The following is a 19,628-nucleotide window of genomic DNA, read 5'->3' as shown; positions in this document are numbered from 1 at the left end:
TGACGCTTGGCAGCCTACTCTGCCACTGCCGCCGACTACCGCGGCCTGATCGCCACGAAGCAGCGCGCGTGATGCTCTGGGCAATACACGCTGCCGGCTTGCACCGGCCTTCTGCACATCGCCTCGGGCGTCACCTTGTCGCCCTCGATGTACTGGCACTCCTTCACCCATGATGGGGTGGGCGACGACGCCGGCGGGAAGGTAGGGGCCAGCGCCATTACTGATCCACGGAAGCTTGTGCGGGCATGGCCGGATGCTTCAGCCGCACGCCAGCCCCGCCGCCGTTCTCGGCGATGAACTCAACACCGGCGGCTTCGAGTGCTCGGCGCAGTGCCTCAAGGTTGTTTCGTATCGGCGTCGAGGTGCCGTTCTCGAACCCTTTGACGGTAGACAGGCCAACGCCAGCCGCTTGGGCCAGCTGCCGCTGCGTCCAATCCAATAGCCCGCGTGCAGCGCGGGATGTGCTCGGTGTTATGTCAGCCATAAGGTGGACGATAGCAAACTTTTTAGTCGTGGGCAACGCATAGGGGTTGATAGTCCCTTAGAGGTTGACTACAACCTTTTTGGTCGCACTAGGTAGGGTCTTCCTCCCCTGGCGCCAGTCTGCCCTCGCTACGGACACCCATGCCCAGCCTATCAGCCAGAAGACACCTCGGCGGCCCCGTCGCGCCTCTGCGCTGACCCGGCCGCCTGATCCCGAACCCCGCGCCCGGCGGGAAGGGGTGTCCGCAGTCTGGACACCCTTTGCCTGGGCAGAAGCGGCCGAGCTGTGGGGGTGGAGCCCCGCGGCCCGGCCTAACCGCAACCCGCTATGCAGGAGCAAGTCATGGCTACCCACGCCCATACCACGGACGCCGACAGAAGAAGATCAAGCCGCCGCGCCATGTTACTTGGCGCCGCTGTTCTGCCTGGGGCTGCTGCTGCGGCTCCGCTGGCATCGTCCCTTCCCCCTGGCCCCGATGCCGAGTTGATCGCTCTCTGCAATCGGCACCCGGCGCTGGTCGCCGCGGTGAACGCATCGCGTCTGGACTTCGACGATTGCCCTGCATCGGCGCCTTATGTGCGGTCCCGCGACGCCATCCATGATGCCCGGCCGATGACGCTGGAGGGCATGCGCGCCAAGGCGCTGGCTGCCCTGGCTGAGACGCGGAACCCCCACGGTCCCGACACCCATGAAGGCACCGCGGCCGCACACATGGCCTGGGAGCTGTTGCACGATCTGCTGCGGCTGACTGGCGGTGCGGCATGACCCTCTCCCCCTCCGCGGCCGATATCGACGTGGCTGCTGACTACGTCGGGGCAGGCGCCCTGCTGGTGCGCCTGGTGGCGACCCGGATTGGCCAGAATGAGCCCGGGGTTGCCGCCTCGGCGCCGAGGCTACTGGCGTTCATCGCCGACGCTCTATTGGATCGCGCCGAGATCCTGCACTGCGCGGCTGAGGATGCCGCCGCCCGCCCGACGGGTGAGGCATGAGCGCCCCTCGCCGCGCCCTGCTGGGCGGCTTGGTGGCGGTGCCAGCACTCGGGCTGGTGTCGGGCACCACCTCGGCAGCAGCAGCTGGCCATGATGCCCATCTGGTGGCGCTGGCTGCCGATCTCCGCCAGGCCGAGGGCGAATACAACGCCCTGGTCGGCTTGGAGGACGACGACAGACGAGACGATGAGCGGGCCGCTTCGGAACGCATCACCACCCTGATCGGTGCCATGGCCGATATCCCGGCGGTGGGCTTGCTCGGCATCGCCGCCAAGGCCGGGCGCCTTTGTTGGAGCCTCCAGCCGCAGCACGGTGGCGCGCTGATGTATTGCGAGGATGCCTTGGCCGAGAGCCTGGCGGCCGACCTCGCCCGACTGATGCCGCATACGGTGGGGGCGCAGGCATGAGCCCCCTTCGCGTCTCGCCCTTCCGCATCCCAGGCCCCGTGAATGAAAGCCCCTGCCGCAGTTGCCCCAAGGCGTGCAGCGGCTGCCTGTTTGCCGTGAAGGCGGGGCCGCCGGCGGAGGGCTGCCCGCTGCCGCGGAAGCTGCTGGGGCTGCCGAAGTGATGGGCGCCCTATCCTGCCTCCCCCCCGGCCGATCGGCTGCGTCTGGCAGTGCTGGCGTCCGATCGCATGACCGCCCAGGGCCACCACCTGGCGCCGGAGCCCGCGGCATGATGACCGAACAAGGGGCTACCCTGGGCACCGCCCGCGACCTGCGGGTCCGGGTGGTGCTGGCGCTGATTTCCGCCTGCCCCGCCAAGCCCAGCGCGGGCCGGGCTGCGGCGCTGGTGGAGGAAGCCCGTACCATCATGGGGTTCATCACCGGCGAGGCCGATGCCACCAGCGCCGATGACACCGCGGCGCCGCCAGCCGATTGGACGGCCGAGACGTGAGCGAAGCCGCTGGCATAGCCGGCACAGAGGCGGAGGGCGGGCGCGTGCTCGCCCTCCGCGTTATCGAGCTGGCCATTCTGGACGCCACCAGCGCCCCTATCCCCCGCGGCCGGGCCCGAACCCACTGCCGGCCGGTGGAGGATGAGCAGCGCGAAGCCCTGCGCTTCCTGACCGAGCCGGCGGGGGAATGGGCCGCCTCCCGCCGCGCCTGGTGCGAGGCTGCCGGGGTGTCCCCGGAATGGCTGGCCCGCCGCCTGGCCACCATCAACAGGCGTTTGCGGGCATAACCACGCATCGCCGACGCGGTGAGCCTCGCTAAGAGGACCGATAGAGGCAGTCGTGAAAGTCGACTGTGGCCAGGACCTGCCCGTCATCCCCCGCCACGTCGATGGCGCGGTCGGCCTCCATCGGCCCAGAGCGCAGGTCACTCGCCATGATGTCCCGGGCCGCTCCGGCTGCTTCATCTACAGCAGCCGGTAAGTCTGGAAAGTCAGCTCCCTCAGGATCAAGGTAAGTCTCAGTCTTGTTGCGACTGTTCAAGAAAAAATGGGTCATACGAAGAGCTTAGCCAGTGATTGCTGCAGCGCGGTACGAAAGCGGACACCGTCAAGCGTTGACGGGCGCTTCTGGTGGATAATGCCGTGCTGCGTTGTTTCGACGCGCTTTTTTCGGTATTGCATCAACCCCTGAGCCAGCCTTAATCCCTCCGAAACAGTCTTGATGTTGGGACTTGGTGAGGCGGCCTATGATCGACCCCGATGACCGCGAACCCGGCTTCTACTGGATCAGCATCAATGGTCAGGCGGCCGAGGTGGCGCAGTGGCATGCCGAATGGGCCGCCTGGCTTTTGGCCGGTAGGACGCAGCCGCTGACCGACGAGGTCGGCATCGAGGTGCGGGTGCTCAGCGCCTGCTTGAACCCTCCGTCGCAATGCGATGCCGAGCTGGCGCCAGCCAACAATGACCTCTAACAGTCACCTGATCCCGATAAGTGGCTTCATCTGGCCAGCCAGAGCATGACGCCGAACACGGCAATCCCCATGGCGGAGTTGAGGATGTAACGCGGCCAGCTGACCTGCTCCGCTCCATGCAAGTGGCGGATCGGCAAAGCGGCTTCGATCATGTCGGACATGGCTGCACCCTGCAGTTAGATGCCGATCATGCGCTCAACTTATAGATGAATAACAGAGAGGTTTTACTTCCTAAGAGCGAGGCGGTCCCGGTGATGCGGAGGCGGTAAACGCCAGCCGCACCTACGCACCAACGCCCTCCGTTATACAGGCGGGGGCGGGAGCGGGACCGACAACGTCGTATCACCTACCCGCCTCGCCGAGCAGGGGAGATATGCAGGGCACCCCATAACTCCGGGTTGTGGTGTATGATGCCCCCCATGGCAGAGGATGAGCCCGAGGCTGTTCGGCGCGGCCGGGAGGCGATGCGCCAACCGGTGGCAGATTTCGCCGACCCCGCCCGGCCCTGGCGGCTGGACGTTCAGTGCGCCGGCTCCTGCCCAGTGCAGCACCGCCCCGTCACGGGTCTCGTCCGGGTGGTTCCGGCTGGCATGACCTGGGCCGAGGCAATCCCCAAGATGCGCTGCGGCCGATGCGGGGAGCCAGTCGCCATTGCCGGGTTGAGCGGACCGCCGGGGGCGCCCAGCGCTGGCTCGTCCTGGCTGCTGCTATTCGGCACAGGCCAATGGCGGTGGCAGCACTAAGCGTTGCTAAACCAATATATTAATTTCTATATTGGTTGTGGGAAACGATCGGCTGCCAGCGGCCATTGGCAATGGGCACAACATGAAGCTCGACGCAGCACCTTTGGTCGCCTTGATTGTCGAGGACGAAGCCATGATCGCCCTTGTCATGGATGATCTGCTTCTGGCTGAAGGTTTCGAGACCGTCTGGGTTGCCACGGAAGAAGCTGCCAAGGCGCAAGCCGGCAAAGAGCTGGCGGTCGCCGTCGTGGACCTATTGCTGGCGAAAGACATCGCCGGTCAGCGCATCATCGCCTTCCTCCGAAGCCAGTCTCCGGAGCTGCCAATCGTGGTGGTGACGGGCTACGCCCACGATGCCGAGCAAGCCGATCTGCGGGGACTAGGAGGCCCGACGATCCGCCTGCACAAGCCGGCACATGTCGACCAGCTTGCTGCTGCAGTTTGGGATGTTCTCCACCCCCGATACCTCGCCGCCCGGCTTACACGCCGCGAGAGGAAGGAAGACCAGATCTAACGCCGCCATTCAGTCCCGGCGCCCAAGGCTGCATCCCGTTTGGTGGCCTATAATCCGACCTTCCCCGCCGCGTTGTCGATGAACAGGCTGCCGCGGCGGATATAGCCCCGCAGGACCGGCAGGCTGCGATGGCCGGACTGGTTCTGGATAACGCGCTCCGCCACCCCTGCCCGTGCTGCGCTGGTGATGAAGCCGGAGCGGAGGCTATGGCCGGAGAACAGCGCCGGATCATAGTCGGCCGCGCCCATGGCCGCCTTCACCGCCCGGGCCACGTCGATCGGCGAGAGCCTGGCCGAGCCGATCGCGCCATGGCGGGAGACCGAGACGAACAGCGGGCCGGTGGTGATGCCTGCCGCCTTCATCCAAGCCCGCAGGGTAAGGACCGGGCAGGTACGTTCCAACTGGCCGAAGGGGATGGCGATCTCGGTCCCGCGGCCCTCCTGATCCGTCTTGCGGCGCCGCAGGGTGATGACGATGCCATCCGCCACCTGCTGCACGTCCTCCGCGTCGATTGCCACCAGCTCGGACCGGCGGAGGGCTGCAGCGAAGCCGACCAGCAACAAGGCCCGATCCCGCAGCGCCCGGGGGCCGAAGACCTTCGCAAGCTCGGCGACCGCATCCCGCCGGACCTGGTGCGATGCGGCCGGGGTGACGCCGGAATGGCTGAAGCGATCAAGCCAACGCCGCCTGACCAATGAGGCAGAGTAAAGGATCTGCAGCGGCTATCGGTGCGTCCGCCGCCATTCGGACACCATGCCGTCTGAGACGTCGCCCGGATAACAAAGGGGGGCGGCGCCGCCCGGACGATTGTATGCGCTACGCCCACCACAGGCCGAGCCATTGCGAGCCGAGTTATAAGGGCATGCGCATGGCCGGCCGGATGCTTGGTAGTCGGCGATGCTCTCCTCGATTATCAGTCGTCGAATAGCTGAAGCGCCTTGGGTCGGCGCTTCAGACAGGGCAGGGAAATGAATGACGACCGCTGCCGCCAACGCCAAGACCAACCGCACATCTCGCTCCGGCTTTACGATCCGGAGAAAACATCAATCTAAAGTCGATAAAAGCCACCCATTTCGAACTCACCTCGATCTCGACTTACTACCTGCCTTAGCTGCCCTGGCATTAGCCCTGGCCTGTTTGCTGCATGTCTCCCCGCCTGGAGGCGCACATGACCGGGCCCGATGACCGCGAAGCAGGCTTCTACTGGATCAGTATCGGTGGACAGGTGCCTGAGGTGGCGCAATGGCACACCGAATGGGAGCAGTGGCTGATAGCGGGATATCTCCAGCCACTCACGGATGCATGGGCATCTGAAGTCGTGGTGCTGAGCGACATGCTGCAGCCGCCTCTTCAACTGCTCCCCGCGCACCAGTGAACCCACCAAACCCGCTCCGCTGGCTCGATCGCGATTGTGCCCTTGGGCTTGGTGTAGGAAGCCGCCGCCGTATGGCGTCTCGTTATTGCCTTAGCAGGAAGAACTGGACGCCATCCTAATCCAATCTGTCAGCCTCTGTGGTGGTTCTCGCAGGGGCTATGATTTCTGTGGAACCTCCCGTCTAGCGCGAAGCCCTGACCCGCGGTGAACCAGGGGGCGCCCTATGGTGCTACAGGAAAGTGTGCCCACTATGCTCCTAGCCCCTTTCAAACAGTTTGAGGACAGAGATCAGTGGCATCCACCAACGTCCCTTTGCATGAAAGCTTTGACAACGGCATTGGTGGCTTCACTGACAATTGGAACGTGGATGCAAGCACCCCAGGTCAGGTGACGTTGCGTGGTCCGGCGGGGCTGATGCAGCAGGCCGTCAGCAATAGATCCGGCCAGGGATACGGCACTTACACAACCCACGCGAAGATGGAGGGCAATGTTCCCGGACCTGCAATTATCCTTTGGCCAGGCGACAACAAATGGCCAGGCCAAGAGGTAAATTTGGCGGAAGTGACCAATGACGGTACCGGACGCATCTACGGTGCGCTGCATTGGAACGACAACGGGGACCATGCTGCAACGCAGATTTATGACGACGTGCTGACCGGCGTCTTCCATGAGTTCAAGCTGGTCTGGGAGCCGGGGCATATGACGTATTTGGTCGACGGCGCTACGCAGTGGACGACGACACAGTACGTACCGCTCGATTACGACCACGGGGGCATGAACAATGTCATCGGGTGGCTGAATACCAGCTACGCCACGTCAATGACGGTAACCGATATCGACTACGTCCCGCTTGTTGAGGCTGCACCGAGCTTGCAGATTGCGCCGATCAATCCCTTGATTTATCGCTTCTACAACACCGCCACCGGCGGCCACTTCTTCACGCCATCGCCAAGCGAGCGCGACATCATCAAGAGTTCGCTCCCGGATTTCCGTGACGAGGGGGTGGCTTTTACAGCACTCGCTGAGCAGCCGGGCGCCGATCCCGTCTTCCGTTTCTACAATACGGAAATGAAAACGCACTTCTTCACAGCGAACGTGGCGGAGCGTGACGCTGTCTTGAATTCAGGTTTGCTGCGCTACGAGGGTGTGGGCTTCTTCGCTTCTGACCATGGTGGCACAGGCCTGACGGAGGTGTTTCGCTTCTACAACACAAATACGGGCGTGCATTTCTACACGTCTTCAGTGCTGGAACGAAACACCATCCAAGACACGCTGCCGAATTTCCGATATGAGGGCGTGGGATTTTACGTGCCGGACGCGACGACCTACGATTTGTTTGGTTGATTTAATATCGTAGAACGTCACCTGCGGCCGCCGCTGCGTATAGACCCGCCACGCGGCAGCAGGCTGCGGCTGGCCAAGTTGCTGCCGCTGCTAAGCAGTGGTCAGCCAGGCGAAGTGGTTGCGACGGCGTGGGCCACGTTAGATCGCTTGGCATACCAGCGAGCGACGGATTTCCCAAATGCCTGGGTCGGCAGCTCGACCGTCCTGTGGATAAGCCAGGATAATGCAAGAGCCAGTCCCGTCGTCGCCAGGATTGCTACGCCGGGAGAAAAGTCCTGATCAAGCAGCACTCGTAGCAAGGCGTAGCCGGGAATGCCGTGAACGACATAAAGTGGGTAGCTGATGTCTGCCAGCCACATCACTACGCGCGGCGCCTTTTGGAAGGCTTTCTGGCCGGCGAAGCACAGGGCGAAGATCGACAGTGCGGCGAAATAAGCGATTAGGCCGGAGGAGGCGATGTCCCGGCCTAACCCGAGAGGCCATTGCACTGCATGCGCTGCGAGCAACACCGTCACGGCCATCGCCGCCATACCTGGACCCACTAAGCGCCGCTGCGCCGCGCAGAACACCGTCCCGATCAGCATGAAGCATATCATCTGTCCGTCGAAAGTTGCGACATAGAGCAACGTGTGCGCCGGGTCGCCCGCGGTCAGCCATGACGGCATATGGGACGCGCCAATGGTGAGGAGCGCCGAGAGGGCTCCAAAAACCAGTAGCATTCCCAATGCTCCCCGGCGCAGGGATGGCGCAATGAGAGCACAAAGCAGATAAAACTTTACCTCGATCTCAAGTGTCCAGACGATGCCGTCGATCGAGGGCAGCCAAAGCAGATCGCGGATGAATAGGAGGTGCGCGCCTACCGCTCCAAGGCTCAGAGGTGGCGGCTGGCCATACCAGGCGGCGCAGGCAGCCACCGACAAGAGCGTCAGGCAGAAGCCGACGGCATAGGTAGGCCAAATCCGAAAAAGCCGCGCAATCAAGAATTCGCTCCGCCTCCGCCCGAGCAGCCCGAAGGGCACTACGAAGCCGCTGACCAGGAAGAACAGAGCCACTCCGAACTGCCCCATAGAATGCTTGGGCAACAGCGCGACCAACTCGACGAACCAGGGCTGAGCCTCAGAAATAAGAGGTGGAGCGCCAATCAGGTCACCTACAATTTTGGTTTCGGTCCAAAAAACGTCAAGGTAGTGCGATGCCAGGACGACACCGGCTGCGAGCCCACGCAAGCAAGCAGCAAACAAGATGCGTCCGTTCTGGCTGGCTGCGTCAGAAGCAGGCAACGAGCGCTCAGATGAGCTGTTTCCTCGGAGCGGCGTTTTATAGATGGCATCTAGTCGGTCGTCAGCGCTCTTACTCACCGTTGCTCACCTTAGTTCGCAGCAAACACTTTGCAGTTATAGACTGGGCTACGCGAGGTGGTTTCGCAACTACGCTAGTTAGGGGGCTTAGCTCTCTTGCCAGGATCCAGATCGGCAGGCGGATGAGGGAGCAAGCCAATGATGCCGATCGTCTGCCGCGTCCATACGTGACGCGCAGTTGCTGCTTACGCCTTGAGCGTTTTTTAGACTGCAGCGGATCTCACTAACGCCGCCTTGTGGACCGATTTGTGGGTCATGGATAGAAGGACGGAAATACCCGCGCAAGACCTAGGCAACTGGCGGACAGGGTGGGATTCGAACCCACGATACGCTTTTGACGTATACGCACTTTCCAGGCGCGCGCCTTCGACCGCTCGGCCACCTGTCCATCGGTCCCGCAGGGTCCCCGCCAACACCGTGGCAGGCCCCCCTAAGGGCGGCGGACCATAATCAAGCGCCCCTTCCGGGGCAACCCGCCTCAGGCCTGAATTCGCCTACTTATCCTCATCGGCATAGGGATTCGTCGTGCCCCGCAGCTGCAGCCGGACCGGCACGCCGGGCATGGCGAAGGCCTCGCGGAAGCCGTTCACCAGATAGCGGCGGTAATCCTCCGGCAGCTGCTCCGCGCGCGTCCCGAAGACCGTCACCGTGGGCGGCCGGGCCTTGGGCATGGTCGCGTAGCGCAGCTTGATCCGGCGGCCCTCCGACAGCGGCGGTGGATGCCGGGTCATCATGGTCTCGAACCAGCGGTTCAGCTCGCCGGTCGGGATGCGGCGGTTCCACAGGGCATAGACCTCGCGCACCGCCGGCATCAGCTTCTCGACGCCGCGGCCGGTCTTGGCCGAGATCGGCACCACCTTGATGCCGCGCATCTGCGCCAGGCTGGCCGTCAGCGTATCCTCCAGCCGGCGCCGGGTCGCCTCCCGCTCCTCGACCGCATCCCATTTGTTGAAGGCGATCACCACCGCCCGGCCCTCGCGCTCGGCCAGCCGGGCGAGGCGCAGCTCCTGCTCGTCCATGCCCAGCAGGGCATCGACCACCAGGATGGCGATCTCGCATTCCTTCAGCGCGGCGATCGAGGCCGCGGCCGACATCTTCTCGAGGTTCTGCTCGATCCGCGCCTTCTTGCGCAGGCCGGCGGTATCCACCAGCCGGACCAGGGCGCCGGTCTCGTCGGTCCATTGCACCGCGACGGAATCCCGGGTCAGCCCCGGCTCCGGCCCGGTGATCATCCGCTCCTCGCCGGTCAGGGCATTCAGCAGGGTGGACTTGCCGGCATTGGGGCGGCCGATGATGGCGAGCCGCAGCGGCCGCTCGGCATCGCCGGCGACCTCATCGCCCTCGGCCGGCAGGGCCTCGCGGATGGCCTCGTGCAGCTCGCCCATGCCGTCGCCATGCTCGGCCGAGACGGGGATCGGGTCGCCGAGCCCCAGCTCATAGGCCTCCATCGCCGCCTGGCCGCCGAAGCGGCCCTCGGTCTTGTTGGCGACGAGCAGGACGGGGGTGTGCTGGCGGCGCAGCCACTGGGCGAAGGCGCGGTCGGCCGGGGTCAAGCCGGTGCGGACATCGACCACGAACAGGGCCACGTCGGCCTCCCGCAGCGCGGCCTCGGAGCTGGCGCGCATGCGGCCCTGCACCGTCTCCGGCGCGGCCTCCTCCAGCCCCGCGGTATCGAGGATGCGGATATCGCGGCCGCCGACCCGGGCCTCGGCTTCCTTGCGGTCGCGGGTGACGCCGGGGGTGTCGTCGACGATGGCGATCTTGCGGCCGACCAGCCGGTTGAAGAGGCTGGACTTGCCCACGTTGGGCCGGCCGAGGATGACGAGAGTGGGGAGCATCCGCGCTCCCTACTCCATTCCCGCCCCGCTGTCCCGTGGCTTGGCTTGGCTTGGCCTGGCTTGGCCCGGCTTAAGCCTTGGCCCTGCGTCAGGCGGCGCCCTGGATGGCGGCGACCGTCGCATCCTCGCAGAGGACATAGAGCACGCCCCCGGCGACCGCCGGCTGCAGCACCACGCCATCCGGCAGCTTCACCCGCCCGGCGATCTCGCCGTCGGCCGGGTCGATCTCGACCAGCTCGGCATTGCTGTTGCCGACCAGCAGCCGGCCGCCGGCCAGCACCGGCGTCGCCCAATTGATCGGGTCGCGCCGCTTCTCCTCGTTCTTGAAGCGGCCGAGGGAGCGGATCCAGCGGACCCGGCCATCCTCGCGGCCCAGGCAGGCGAGCTCGGCCCCGGTGGTCAGCAGGAAGACCCAGTCGCCGAGCACCCAGGGGGTATCGGCCGCGGCCACGTCCCGTTCCCAGAGCCGGCGGCCGGAGCGCAGGTCGAGCGCGATGGTGATGCCGCCGAGGCCGCTGGCATAGACCCGGCCGCGGTCGATCACCGGCAGGGCGGTGATGGCGGCGATATCGGCGAGACCGCCGCCGCGGGAGGAGGTGAGCGTCTCGCTCCAGAGGGCGCGGCCGTCGCTGGCCCGCACCGCCGCCAGCTCGCCGGAGGCGAAGCCGGTGACGACGATATCGCCCTCCACCGCCGGCGCCGGCAGGCCGAGCGCCATGGTGACGGTCGGCTGGCCGCGATAGGTCCAGAGCTTGCGGCCATCCTCGGTGGACAGCGCCAGCAGGTGGTTCTCCGTGGTGGTGACGAAGATCCGCCCCTCCGCCACGGTCATCCCGCCGCGCGCCGGGGCGGGCAGGTCCACCCGCCAGCGCGGCTTGCCGTCGGCGGGGTCGAGGGCGATGACCTCGGCGAGGCCGGTCGCCAGATAGAGGGTGCCGCCGGCATAGGCGAGGCCGCCGCTGAGGCCGCCGTCCCGGTCGGTCTCGCGCCGGCTGTCGAAGGACCAGCGGCGGCGGCCGTCGAGCGCGGTCAGCGCCGTCACCTCGCCCAGCGCATCCACCGCATAGACGGCGCCATCGGCGATGACCGGCGGGGAGATCAGCCGGCGGCGATAGGCCGAGCCGGTGCCGACCGAGGTCCGCCAGGCCTGGCCGAGCCGCAGGCCGAGTGCCGGATGGCCCGGCGCATGGCTGATGGTGCCGCCGGCCTGGGCCCATTCGGGGTTGAGCGCGGGCGGGGGCAGGGTGACCGGCACCTGGTTGCCCTCATCGATATCCAGCGGCCGATCGACCGTGAGGACCGGGCGCCTTTCGCCGCGCAGCGGCACCTTGCGCTCGCCGAACCAGGAATCGAAGGTTTCGGTGATGGTGTCGCAGCCGGCCAGCAGGCCCATGCCGCCCAGCAGGGCGGTCCTTCGCGTCAGGCGTCGCACGCCGTTCTCCCGCATCAGCTGCCAAGCCCCGCCAGCAATTTTCCCGCCCGGTCGCGCGTGCCCTGGGGCGCGGTGGCATCCGCCGCCAGCGCCGTCAGCAGCCCCCGGGCCTCCTCGGTCGCGCCGCGCCGGATGGCGGCCAGCGCCCTTATCTCCTGCACGGAAGCCTTCCAGGGCCCCTCGGCCAGCGGCTTCAGCCGCGCCTCGATGGCCGCCGGGTCGCCGTCGCCCAGGGAATGCAGGCCCCACATCACCGTGGCCAGGTCCCGGTAGATCGGCTCGATGGCATCATCGCGGGCGACTTCCTCCCAAAGCGCCAGGGCCCCGGCGCGATCGCCGCCCTCGGCCTTCAGCGCCGCGGCACGCAGCCGGGCGAGGGTGCGGTAGCCCGGCGGGGCCGCCGCGGCAATGCCGGCGAAGCCCTCGGCGGCGACCTTGCCATCGGCGCCGGGCTCGGCCGCGGCCTTGTTCACCGCCAGGTAGCGTTCCGCCACCTCGCTGGCGGTGCGGGCCTGCCACCAGCGCCAGCCCTGCAGCCCGGCGACGCCGGCCACCACCAGCAGCATCACGCCGAAGAACAGGCCGCCGTAGCGGGCCAGCAGGCGATTCATGCGCTCGGCGCGGAGGTCTTCCTGCACCTCGTCGAAGATGTCGGCCACGCGGTAACCCCTAAGCGAACCGCGGCGGGTCCGCGCCAAATGGACACCCAAGGTGGGTGAGCGGAAGGCCGGTTCCGAAGCCGGCCGGGCCGCGGTCCATAGCAGCCCCTTCGCGGGGCGTTAAGCCCGCGCCGTGTATCCGGGCGGGATGCGCCGCCCGATCCTCGTCCCCATGCTGCTGCTGCTGGCCGCCTGCGACCCCACCGGCGTCGCCGCCGGGGCGGCTGTGGCAGGCGGCTCGGTGGCGGTGATCGGCCGGACGCCGGTGGATGCGCTGGTCTCGGTGGTCAGCGGGCGGGACTGCTCGGTGGTCCGGCTGGACCGTGGCATGAGCTATTGCCGGCCGGAGGAGGCGCCGCCCGGCCCGCCGCCCTTCTGCACCCGCAGCCTCGGCCGGGTGGATTGCTGGGCGGAGCCGGTCACCGGCCGGCGCGGCGTGGCGGATGGACCGGCCGGGCTTTCGGCGGTGCAGGAGGCGCATCGGACCCGGCGCTGGCCGGCGCTCTGGTAGGCCCGGGCCCGGCGGCGCAGCCCAGTGCGGCGCAGCCTAGTCCAGGCAGGCGGCCGAGAGCAGGGCGAAGGCGCGGGCGCGGTGGCTCATCGCGTGTTTCGCCGCGGGGTCCATCTCGCCGAAGGTCTCGGTCAGGCCCTCGGGGATGAACATCGGGTCGTAGCCGAAGCCGCGCGCGCCGCGGGGCGGGAAGACCCAGGTGCCCTGCACCTTGCCCTCGAAGCCTTCGACATGGCCATCGGGCCAGGCGAGGACCAGGGCGCAGCTGAACCAGGCGCGGCGATCGGGGAAGGGCTCGGCGAGTGCGGCGACCTTGGCCATGGCCATGGCATAGTCGCGGCCGCCGCCGGGCAGTTCCGCCCAATCCGCCGTGCGCACCCCGGGGTCGCCGCCGAGCGCGGCGACGGAGAAGCCGCTGTCGTCGGCGAGCGCGGGCAGGCCGGCGGCGTGGGCCGCGGCCAGCGCCTTGATGCCGGCATTGCCGAGGAAGCTGTCCTCGGTTTCCGCCGGCTCCGGCAGGCCGAGGGCGCCGACCGAGACCACCTCCATGCCATAGGGGGCGAGCAGGGCGGCGACCTCGCGCAGCTTGCCGGCATTGTGGGTGGCCAGCACGAGGCGGCCGGCGGCGAGCCTGCGATGGGTGGGGCCAGGGGTGGGGCCAGGGGCGGGGGCCGCCATCAGCCGAGCCCTACGGCGGCGCGCTGCTGGCGGAACAGCGCATCGGTGCCGTGCCGCGCCAGCGCCAGAAGCTCGGCCAATTGCGCCTCCGAGAAGGGCTCGCCCTCGGCAGTCGCCTGCACCTCGACGATGCCGCCGCGGCCGGTGAGGATGAAATTGGCATCCGTCTGCGCCTTGCTGTCCTCGGCATAGTCGAGGTCGAGCACGGCGGCGCCCTGCCAAAGGCCGCAGGAGACGGCGGCAACCTGGTCGCGCAGCGGCACGGCGGTCAGGACATTCATCGTCATGCAGTGGCGGAAGGCCAGGTGCAGCGCGACCCAGGCGCCGGTGATGCTGGCGCAGCGGGTGCCGCCATCGGCGGTCAGCACGTCGCAATCGACGGTGATCGACATCTCGCCCATGGCCTTGAGGTCGGTGACGGCGCGCAGGGACCGGCCGATCAGCCGCTGGATCTCCTGGGTGCGGCCGGATTGCTTGCCGCGCGCCGCCTCGCGGTCGCCGCGGGTATGGGTGGCGCGGGGCAGCATGCCGTATTCGGCGGTGACCCAGCCCTGGCCGGTGCCGCGCAGGAAAGACGGCACGCGGCCCTCGACGGAGGCGGTGCAGAGCACTTCCGTATCGCCCATGCGGATGCGGCAGGAGCCTTCCGCATGCCGCGCGACGCCGGGTTCGAGCTGGACGGCGCGGAGGGCATCGGCGGTGCGGCCCGAGGGGCGTTGCAGGGGCCGGGCCACGGGACGGGGCATGGGGCTGGTCATGCGCGCTGGGTATCATGGCGCGGCCGGCGAAGGCGAGGGGATAGGGCCGCACGGCGGATCATTGACGGACCCGCCCCCGCTCCCTACCCTCATATGGTGGATAATCAAGGATTTCCGCCGAGAATGTTCCCGCCGAAAGCACCCCTTGGGGCGACCTTGGGTGCCGCCTTCGCCGGCCTCGACAGCCGCAGCGCCACCATCCTGCGCGAGCTGGTCGAGATCTATGTGACCACGGGCGAACCCGTCGGCTCCCGCACCCTGTCGCGCCGCCTGCCGCTGGGGCTTTCGCCGGCCTCCATCCGCAACGTGATGGCCGACCTCGAGGAGGCGGGGCTGCTCTATGCGCCGCATACCTCGGCCGGGCGGCTGCCGACCGAGCGCGGCCTGCGGCTTTTCGTCGACGGGCTGCTGGAATTCGGCGACCTGGGGGAGGAGGAGCGGGCCGATATCGCCGCCCGCTGCGCCGCTTCCGGCCGGTCCATGCAGGAAACCCTGGCCGAGGCGGGGCAGATGCTGTCCGGCCTGGCCGGTGCCGCCGGGCTGGTGGTGGCGCCGAAATCCGAGGGGCTGGTCCGGCATATCGAATTCGTCGGCCTCGGCCCGGGCCGCGCCCTGGTGGTGCTGGTCACCGCCGATGGGCGGGTGGAGAACCGGGTGATCGAGGTGCCGGCCGGGCTGCCACCGTCGGCGCTGACCCAGGCCAGCAACTACCTGAATGCCCGCCTCGCCGGCCGGTCGCTGGACGAGGCCAAGCTGAGTGTGGCCGGGGAGATCACCGCCAACCGCACCGCGCTCGATGCCCTGACCAACCAGGTGGTGGAGGCGGGGCTGGCCACCTGGGCCGGCGGCGGCGGCGGCAGCCTGATCATCCGCGGCCAGGCCAAGCTGCTGCAGAACCTCGACCAGGCCTCCCGCGTCGGCGAGATCCAGGCGCTGTTCGAGCGGCTGGAGGCGCAGGAGACGGTGCTGCGGCTGCTGGAGCTGGCGCAGCGCGGCGAGGGCGTGCAGATCTTCATCGGCGCCGAGAGCGGACTCTTCGACAGCGCCGGGCTGTCTATGGTGGTGGCGCCGTTCCGCAACGGCCAGGAGAAGATCGTCGGCGCCATCGGGGTGATCGGCCCGACCCGGATCAACTACGGCCGGGTGATCCCGGTGGTGGATTATACCGCCCGGGTGATCGGCCGGCTGCTCGGCTGAGACGACCGGCGGGCGGCGCATCCGGCCGCCCCGACCCGACTAAAATCCCGGCCATGTGCACCCATGCGGGAACGGCCGGGCCTGCCGTGCTTTGTGCCTCGGCTACCTCTGGACATCACCGCCCCGGCCTCGCTTCCGGGCGTAGCCGAGGACCTTGCATGCCGAGCCCACCGACTCGTCGCCGTGCCTTGCTGGCTGCTTCCGCCCTGTTCGGCCTGGGAGCTGTCGGGGGTGCCACCGGGCGTACCCTCCGCGAAGCCCTGCCCTGGTCCGTGAACGAGGCCTATCCGCCGCCGCGCGTCGTCCCCGGCCCCTGGGTCTTCTTCACCGCCGGCGAGGCGGCGCTGGTCGAGGCCATCGCCGACCGGCTGATCCCGGCCGACGACCTCGGCCCGGGTGGGCGGGAGGCGGGATGCGCCGTCTTCATCGACCGCCAGCTCGCCGGTCCCTATGGCCGCAGCGAATGGTTGTACATGCGGCCGCCCTTCGCCCATGGCACGCCGCAGCAGGGGATGCAGGGGGAGGACCCGCCGGCGGCGCAGTACCGCAAGGGGCTCGATGCCTTCGCCGGCTACTGTACCCGCAGCTTCGGCGGCCGCCGCTTCGAGGCGCTGGCGCCGGAGCAGCAGGATGCCGCCCTGACCGCGCTGGAGAAGGGCGAGGTCCCGATCGAGGGCGCCGACGGCAAGGCCTTCTTCGAGCTGCTGCTGACCAACATGACTGAGGGTTTCTTCGCCGACCCGATCTATGGCGGCAACAAGGATATGTGCGGCTGGCGGCTGCTCGGCTTCCCCGGCACCCGCTACGACTACCGCGACGTGCTCGAGCGGCCAAACCAGCGATACATGATGCCGCCGGTGGCGCTCACCGGCCGGCCGGAGTGGTCCCGATGAAACGCTTGCCACGCAAGGATGTCGTGGTCGTCGGCCTCGGCTGGACCGGCTCGATCATGGCGCTGGAACTGTGCCGCGCCGGGCTCGACGTGGTGGCGATCGAGCGCGGCCCCTGGCGCGACACGCCGACCGACTTCCCGCCCAACGTGGCGCCGGACGAGCTGCGCAACGCCATCCGGCACGACATCTTCCTGCGCCCGGCGCAGGAGACGCTGACCTTCCGCAATACCCAGGCCGAAACCGCGCTGCCGATCCGCAAGATGGGCAGCTTCCTGCTCGGCAACGGCGTCGGCGGCTCGGGCGTGCACTGGAACGGGCAGACTTGGCGCTTCCTGCCCTGGGACTTCAAGGCGCGCAGCGCGACGGTCGCGCGCTACGGCGCCGATTTCCTGCCGCCGGAGAATACCATCCAGGACTGGCCGGTCAGCTACGAGGACCTCGAGCCCTACTACGACCGCTTCGAGCAGATCTGCGGCACCTCGGGCAAGGCGGGCAACCTGCGGGGCGAGATCCAGCCGGGCGGCAATCCCTTCGAGGGTGCCCGGCAGCGCGACTATCCGACGCCGCCGATGCGCCAGGGCCAGGCGCCGACGATGTTCGGCAAGGCCGCGGCGGAACTCGGGCTGCATCCCTTTCCCTGCCCCTCGGGCAATCTCTCGCAGGCCTATACCAATCCCTATGGCATGCGGCTGGCGCCCTGCACCTATTGCGGTTTCTGCGAGCGCTTCGGCTGCGGCAACTACAGCAAGGCCAGCCCGCAGACCTGCGTGCTGCCGGCGCTGATCCGCCATCCGGGCTTCGAGGGCCGCACCGATTGCCAGGTGACGCGGGTGAACCTGACGCCGGACCGCAAGCGGGCGACGGGCGTCACCTATGTCGACCTGCAGGGCGAGGAATGGGAACAGCCGGCGGATCTCGTCCTGGTCTGCGCCTATGGGCTGTTCAACACCCGGCTGCTGCTGCTCTCGGGCATCGGCCAGCCCTATGACCCCGTGAGGAACGAGGGCGTGGTCGGGCGCAACTACGCCTATCAGACCACCTCGGCGGTGAATGCCTTCTTCGACCAGGGGGAGATGAACCTCTGGGCCGGGGCCGGGGCGCATGGGATGATCGCCGACGACCTGAACGGCGACAATTTCGACCACGGGCCGCATGGCTTCGTCGGCGGCGCCTATCTCTCGGCCTATGCGACCAATGCGCGGCCGATCAGCGCGCGGCCGACGCCGCCCGGCACGCCGCGCTGGGGCAGTGCCTGGAAGAAGGCGACGGCGGCCAGCTACAACCGCACCGCGACGGTCGGCACCCATGGCAGCGTGATGAGCTACCGCGGCAGCTACCTCGACCTCGATCCCACCTACAAGGATGCGCATGGCTTGCCGCTGTTGCGGCTGACCTTCGACTTCCACGAGAACGAGCTGAAGATGTCGCGCCATTGCACGGACCGCGCGGCGGAGATCGCCCGCGCCATGGGGGCCAAGTCGATCAACCCGGTCTATCGGGAGGGGCATTATTCCATCGTGCCCTACCAGACCACGCACAATACCGGCGGCACGGTGATGGGCGACGATCCGAAGACCAGCGTGGTCAATCGCTATACCCAGTGCTGGGACGTGCCGAACGTCTTCGTCTCCGGGGCTTCCCTCTTCCCGCAGAATGCCGGCTACAACCCGACCGGCACGGTGGGCGCCTTGGCCTATTGGGCGCTGGATGCGATCCGCGACCGCTACCTGAAGAACCCTGGCCCGCTGGTGTCGGCCTGATGCCCAGGTTTTCCATGCGCGGTCTGGTCTTCGCGCTGCTGCTGGCGGCACCGCCGGCTTTCGCCGATAGCGCGGATGTCACCAGCATCCTGAACGGCCGCTACCTCGCCACCGTCGGCGACTGCATCGCCTGCCACACCGGCCCGGCCGGCCAGTATGCGGGCGGGCGGGGGATCGAGACGCCCTTCGGGCTGATCAATGCGCCGAACCTGACGCCGGATGCGGATACCGGAATCGGCAACTGGACCGAGGCGGATTTCGCCCGCGCCATGCATGACGGCCAGCGTCCGGACGGCAGCCGGTTGTATCCCGCCTTTCCCTATCCCTGGTACACCAAGGTCAGCGGCCGCGACGTGGCGGATATCTACGCCTTCCTCCGCACCCTGCCGCCGGTGCGCAACGCGGTGGACCGCGACACGCTGCCCTTCCCCTTCAGCATCCGCACCATCATGCGTGGCTGGAACATGCTGTTCTTCACGCCGGGCCGCTTCGAGCCGCGCGGCGACCGGTCCGAGGAATGGAACCGCGGCGCCTATCTGGTGGAGGGCCTCGGCCATTGCGGCGCCTGCCATACCGCGCGCAACGCGCTCGGCGGCGACAGCAGCGCCGCCTACCAGGGCGGTCCCCTGCAGGGCTGGTTCGCGCCGAACCTGACCGGCGATGCCCGTCAAGGAGTGGGCAACTGGTCCGTGGAAGAAATCATCGCGTACCTTCGCACCGGCGCCACCGCGCGCAGCCGCGCCAGCGGGCCGATGGCGGAGGTGGTCGGCTATTCCACCAGCCTGATGACGGAGCCGGACTTGCGCGCCATCGCCGTCTATCTCAAGGACCAGCCGGCCGGGGCGCCCATACCCCCGGCCGCCCTGGCCGCGGATGACCCGGCGATGCGGGCGGGCGAGGCGCTCTACGTCGACAACTGCATGGCCTGCCACCGGCGGGACGGGCAGGGCGTGGCCGGGCTGTTCCCGGTGCTGGCCGGAAGCCAGGTCGTGCAGCAGCCGGGAAGCGAGACCCTGTTGCGCATCGTCGCCGGCGGCGTCCGCGCCGTGGCGACGGATGGCGCGCCGACCGGACCCGGCATGCCGGCCTTCGGATGGCGGCTGGACGACCAGCAACTCGCCGATGTCGTGACCTATATCCGCAACAGCTGGGGCAACCAGGCCCCGGCTGCGGTGCCTGCGGATGCCGCGCGGCTGCGCGGCATGCTCGCCGCCGCGCCGCGCTGAAC

General features: G+C 67.9%; 24 protein-coding genes, 1 tRNA gene and 1 pseudogene. 15 read left to right on the top strand and 11 right to left on the bottom strand.

Translation table 11 applies throughout. The features are described from left to right. Nucleotides 1-217: 217 nt before the first annotated feature. Nucleotides 218-484, bottom strand: a complete 267-nt coding sequence (locus tag AC0IW9_RS23110) for a helix-turn-helix domain-containing protein (protein ID WP_471650664.1) — start codon at nucleotides 482-484, stop codon at nucleotides 218-220. Nucleotides 485-826: 342 nt separating this feature from the next. On the opposite strand from AC0IW9_RS23110, the gene AC0IW9_RS23105 reads away from it, so the two are divergent. The 6 genes from AC0IW9_RS23105 (at nucleotide 827) to AC0IW9_RS23080 (ending at nucleotide 2,657) form a co-directional block, all read left to right on the top strand. Further along, entirely contained in the window at nucleotides 827-1,249 is a 423-nt protein-coding gene (locus tag AC0IW9_RS23105) for a hypothetical protein (RefSeq protein WP_471650663.1), read from the top strand. Further along, nucleotides 1,246-1,473, top strand: a complete 228-nt coding sequence (locus AC0IW9_RS23100) for a hypothetical protein (protein WP_471650662.1) — start codon at nucleotides 1,246-1,248, stop codon at nucleotides 1,471-1,473. The genes AC0IW9_RS23105 and AC0IW9_RS23100 overlap by 4 nt, the downstream gene beginning before the upstream one ends. Further along, entirely contained in the window at nucleotides 1,470-1,880 is a 411-nt protein-coding gene (locus tag AC0IW9_RS23095; RefSeq protein ID WP_471650661.1) for a hypothetical protein, read from the top strand. Before AC0IW9_RS23100 ends, AC0IW9_RS23095 begins: the two co-directional genes overlap by 4 nt. Further along, nucleotides 1,877-2,041 (top strand): hypothetical protein, encoded by a 165-nt coding sequence (locus AC0IW9_RS23090; protein WP_471650660.1) that lies wholly within the window; start codon nucleotides 1,877-1,879, stop codon nucleotides 2,039-2,041. Before AC0IW9_RS23095 ends, AC0IW9_RS23090 begins: the two co-directional genes overlap by 4 nt. Nucleotides 2,042-2,148: 107 nt before the next feature. Further along, on the top strand, nucleotides 2,149-2,370 hold the full coding sequence (locus AC0IW9_RS23085) for a hypothetical protein (RefSeq protein WP_471650659.1): 222 nt from the start codon (nucleotides 2,149-2,151) through the stop codon (nucleotides 2,368-2,370). Next, nucleotides 2,367-2,657: a hypothetical protein gene (locus AC0IW9_RS23080; RefSeq protein WP_471650658.1), complete on the top strand. Its 291-nt coding sequence runs from the start codon at nucleotides 2,367-2,369 to the stop codon at nucleotides 2,655-2,657. Before AC0IW9_RS23085 ends, AC0IW9_RS23080 begins: the two co-directional genes overlap by 4 nt. 28 nt (nucleotides 2,658-2,685) lie before the next feature. Here AC0IW9_RS23080 and AC0IW9_RS23075 read toward each other — a convergent pair whose 3' ends face one another. Beyond that, nucleotides 2,686-2,925 carry a DUF6894 family protein gene (locus AC0IW9_RS23075; protein WP_471650657.1) on the bottom strand — a complete coding sequence of 80 codons (240 nt, stop codon included), beginning with the start codon at nucleotides 2,923-2,925 and terminating at the stop codon, nucleotides 2,686-2,688. A gap of 190 nt (nucleotides 2,926-3,115) precedes the next feature. Here AC0IW9_RS23075 and AC0IW9_RS23070 point away from each other — a divergent pair, with 190 nt between their 5' ends. Next, the gene (locus AC0IW9_RS23070) at nucleotides 3,116-3,340 is read left to right on the top strand and encodes a hypothetical protein (protein WP_471650656.1); all 225 of its coding nucleotides are present in this window, start codon (nucleotides 3,116-3,118) and stop codon (nucleotides 3,338-3,340) included. A gap of 26 nt (nucleotides 3,341-3,366) precedes the next feature. Here the strand turns inward: AC0IW9_RS23070 and AC0IW9_RS23065 are convergent, their stop codons facing one another. Beyond that, the gene (locus tag AC0IW9_RS23065; RefSeq protein WP_471650655.1) at nucleotides 3,367-3,501 is read right to left on the bottom strand and encodes a hypothetical protein; all 135 of its coding nucleotides are present in this window, start codon (nucleotides 3,499-3,501) and stop codon (nucleotides 3,367-3,369) included. 664 nt (nucleotides 3,502-4,165) lie between these two features. Here AC0IW9_RS23065 and AC0IW9_RS23060 point away from each other — a divergent pair. Beyond that, on the top strand, nucleotides 4,166-4,597 hold the full coding sequence (locus AC0IW9_RS23060; protein ID WP_471650654.1) for a response regulator: 432 nt from the start codon (nucleotides 4,166-4,168) through the stop codon (nucleotides 4,595-4,597). A gap of 47 nt (nucleotides 4,598-4,644) precedes the next feature. Here the strand turns inward: AC0IW9_RS23060 and AC0IW9_RS23055 are convergent, their stop codons facing one another. Then, nucleotides 4,645-5,292: a site-specific integrase gene (locus AC0IW9_RS23055; protein WP_471650653.1), complete on the bottom strand. Its 648-nt coding sequence runs from the start codon at nucleotides 5,290-5,292 to the stop codon at nucleotides 4,645-4,647. Nucleotides 5,293-5,765: 473 nt separating this feature from the next. Here AC0IW9_RS23055 and AC0IW9_RS23050 point away from each other — a divergent pair, with 473 nt between their 5' ends. Continuing rightward, nucleotides 5,766-5,972, top strand: coding sequence for a hypothetical protein (locus AC0IW9_RS23050; RefSeq protein ID WP_471650652.1), 207 nt, complete (start codon nucleotides 5,766-5,768; stop codon nucleotides 5,970-5,972). 291 nt (nucleotides 5,973-6,263) lie between these two features. After that, nucleotides 6,264-7,316, top strand: a complete 1,053-nt coding sequence (locus tag AC0IW9_RS23045) for a family 16 glycosylhydrolase (protein WP_471650651.1) — start codon at nucleotides 6,264-6,266, stop codon at nucleotides 7,314-7,316. A gap of 101 nt (nucleotides 7,317-7,417) precedes the next feature. Here the strand turns inward: AC0IW9_RS23045 and AC0IW9_RS23040 are convergent, their stop codons facing one another. The 5 genes from AC0IW9_RS23040 to AC0IW9_RS23020 form a co-directional block, all read right to left on the bottom strand. Beyond that, the gene (locus AC0IW9_RS23040) at nucleotides 7,418-8,674 is read right to left on the bottom strand and encodes an acyltransferase family protein (RefSeq protein ID WP_471650650.1); all 1,257 of its coding nucleotides are present in this window, start codon (nucleotides 8,672-8,674) and stop codon (nucleotides 7,418-7,420) included. Nucleotides 8,675-8,971: 297 nt separating this feature from the next. Continuing rightward, a tRNA-Ser gene (locus AC0IW9_RS23035) sits at nucleotides 8,972-9,062 on the bottom strand. A 106-nt stretch (nucleotides 9,063-9,168) separates the two neighbouring features. Continuing rightward, the gene (der, locus tag AC0IW9_RS23030) at nucleotides 9,169-10,512 is read right to left on the bottom strand and encodes a ribosome biogenesis GTPase Der (protein WP_471650649.1); all 1,344 of its coding nucleotides are present in this window, start codon (nucleotides 10,510-10,512) and stop codon (nucleotides 9,169-9,171) included. 88 nt (nucleotides 10,513-10,600) lie between these two features. After that, nucleotides 10,601-11,944: an outer membrane protein assembly factor BamB family protein gene (locus AC0IW9_RS23025; protein WP_471650648.1), complete on the bottom strand. Its 1,344-nt coding sequence runs from the start codon at nucleotides 11,942-11,944 to the stop codon at nucleotides 10,601-10,603. A gap of 14 nt (nucleotides 11,945-11,958) precedes the next feature. Continuing rightward, nucleotides 11,959-12,603, bottom strand: coding sequence for a tetratricopeptide repeat protein (locus AC0IW9_RS23020; protein WP_471650647.1), 645 nt, complete (start codon nucleotides 12,601-12,603; stop codon nucleotides 11,959-11,961). A 148-nt stretch (nucleotides 12,604-12,751) separates the two neighbouring features. On the opposite strand from AC0IW9_RS23020, the gene AC0IW9_RS23015 reads away from it, so the two are divergent. Further along, nucleotides 12,752-13,114 carry a hypothetical protein gene (locus AC0IW9_RS23015; protein ID WP_471650646.1) on the top strand — a complete coding sequence of 121 codons (363 nt, stop codon included), beginning with the start codon at nucleotides 12,752-12,754 and terminating at the stop codon, nucleotides 13,112-13,114. A gap of 36 nt (nucleotides 13,115-13,150) precedes the next feature. Here AC0IW9_RS23015 and AC0IW9_RS23010 read toward each other — a convergent pair whose 3' ends face one another. Continuing rightward, nucleotides 13,151-13,792, bottom strand: a complete 642-nt coding sequence (locus AC0IW9_RS23010; RefSeq protein ID WP_471650645.1) for a non-canonical purine NTP pyrophosphatase — start codon at nucleotides 13,790-13,792, stop codon at nucleotides 13,151-13,153. Further along, nucleotides 13,792-14,550 carry a ribonuclease PH gene (gene rph / locus AC0IW9_RS23005; protein WP_471650644.1) on the bottom strand — a complete coding sequence of 253 codons (759 nt, stop codon included), beginning with the start codon at nucleotides 14,548-14,550 and terminating at the stop codon, nucleotides 13,792-13,794. Before rph ends, AC0IW9_RS23010 begins: the two co-directional genes overlap by 1 nt. Nucleotides 14,551-14,695: 145 nt before the next feature. On the opposite strand from rph, the pseudogene hrcA reads away from it, so the two are divergent. The 4 genes and pseudogenes from hrcA (at nucleotide 14,696) to AC0IW9_RS22985 (ending at nucleotide 19,626) form a co-directional block, all read left to right on the top strand. Next, nucleotides 14,696-15,747, top strand: a pseudogene (gene hrcA / locus AC0IW9_RS23000) (heat-inducible transcriptional repressor HrcA). Nucleotides 15,748-15,905: 158 nt separating this feature from the next. Further along, complete coding sequence (locus tag AC0IW9_RS22995; RefSeq protein ID WP_471650643.1) at nucleotides 15,906-16,640, top strand: gluconate 2-dehydrogenase subunit 3 family protein; 735 nt, start codon at nucleotides 15,906-15,908, stop codon at nucleotides 16,638-16,640. Continuing rightward, nucleotides 16,637-18,400 (top strand): GMC family oxidoreductase, encoded by a 1,764-nt coding sequence (locus AC0IW9_RS22990; RefSeq protein WP_471650642.1) that lies wholly within the window; start codon nucleotides 16,637-16,639, stop codon nucleotides 18,398-18,400. Before AC0IW9_RS22995 ends, AC0IW9_RS22990 begins: the two co-directional genes overlap by 4 nt. Next, on the top strand, nucleotides 18,400-19,626 hold the full coding sequence (locus AC0IW9_RS22985) for a c-type cytochrome (RefSeq protein ID WP_471650641.1): 1,227 nt from the start codon (nucleotides 18,400-18,402) through the stop codon (nucleotides 19,624-19,626). Before AC0IW9_RS22990 ends, AC0IW9_RS22985 begins: the two co-directional genes overlap by 1 nt. The last annotated feature ends 2 nt before the right edge of the window (nucleotides 19,627-19,628 follow it).

The organism is Belnapia sp. AC561, assembly GCF_979252845.1.
The sequence above is the reverse complement of the archived record's forward strand: the minus strand, read 5'-3'. Positions and strand labels throughout refer to the sequence as shown.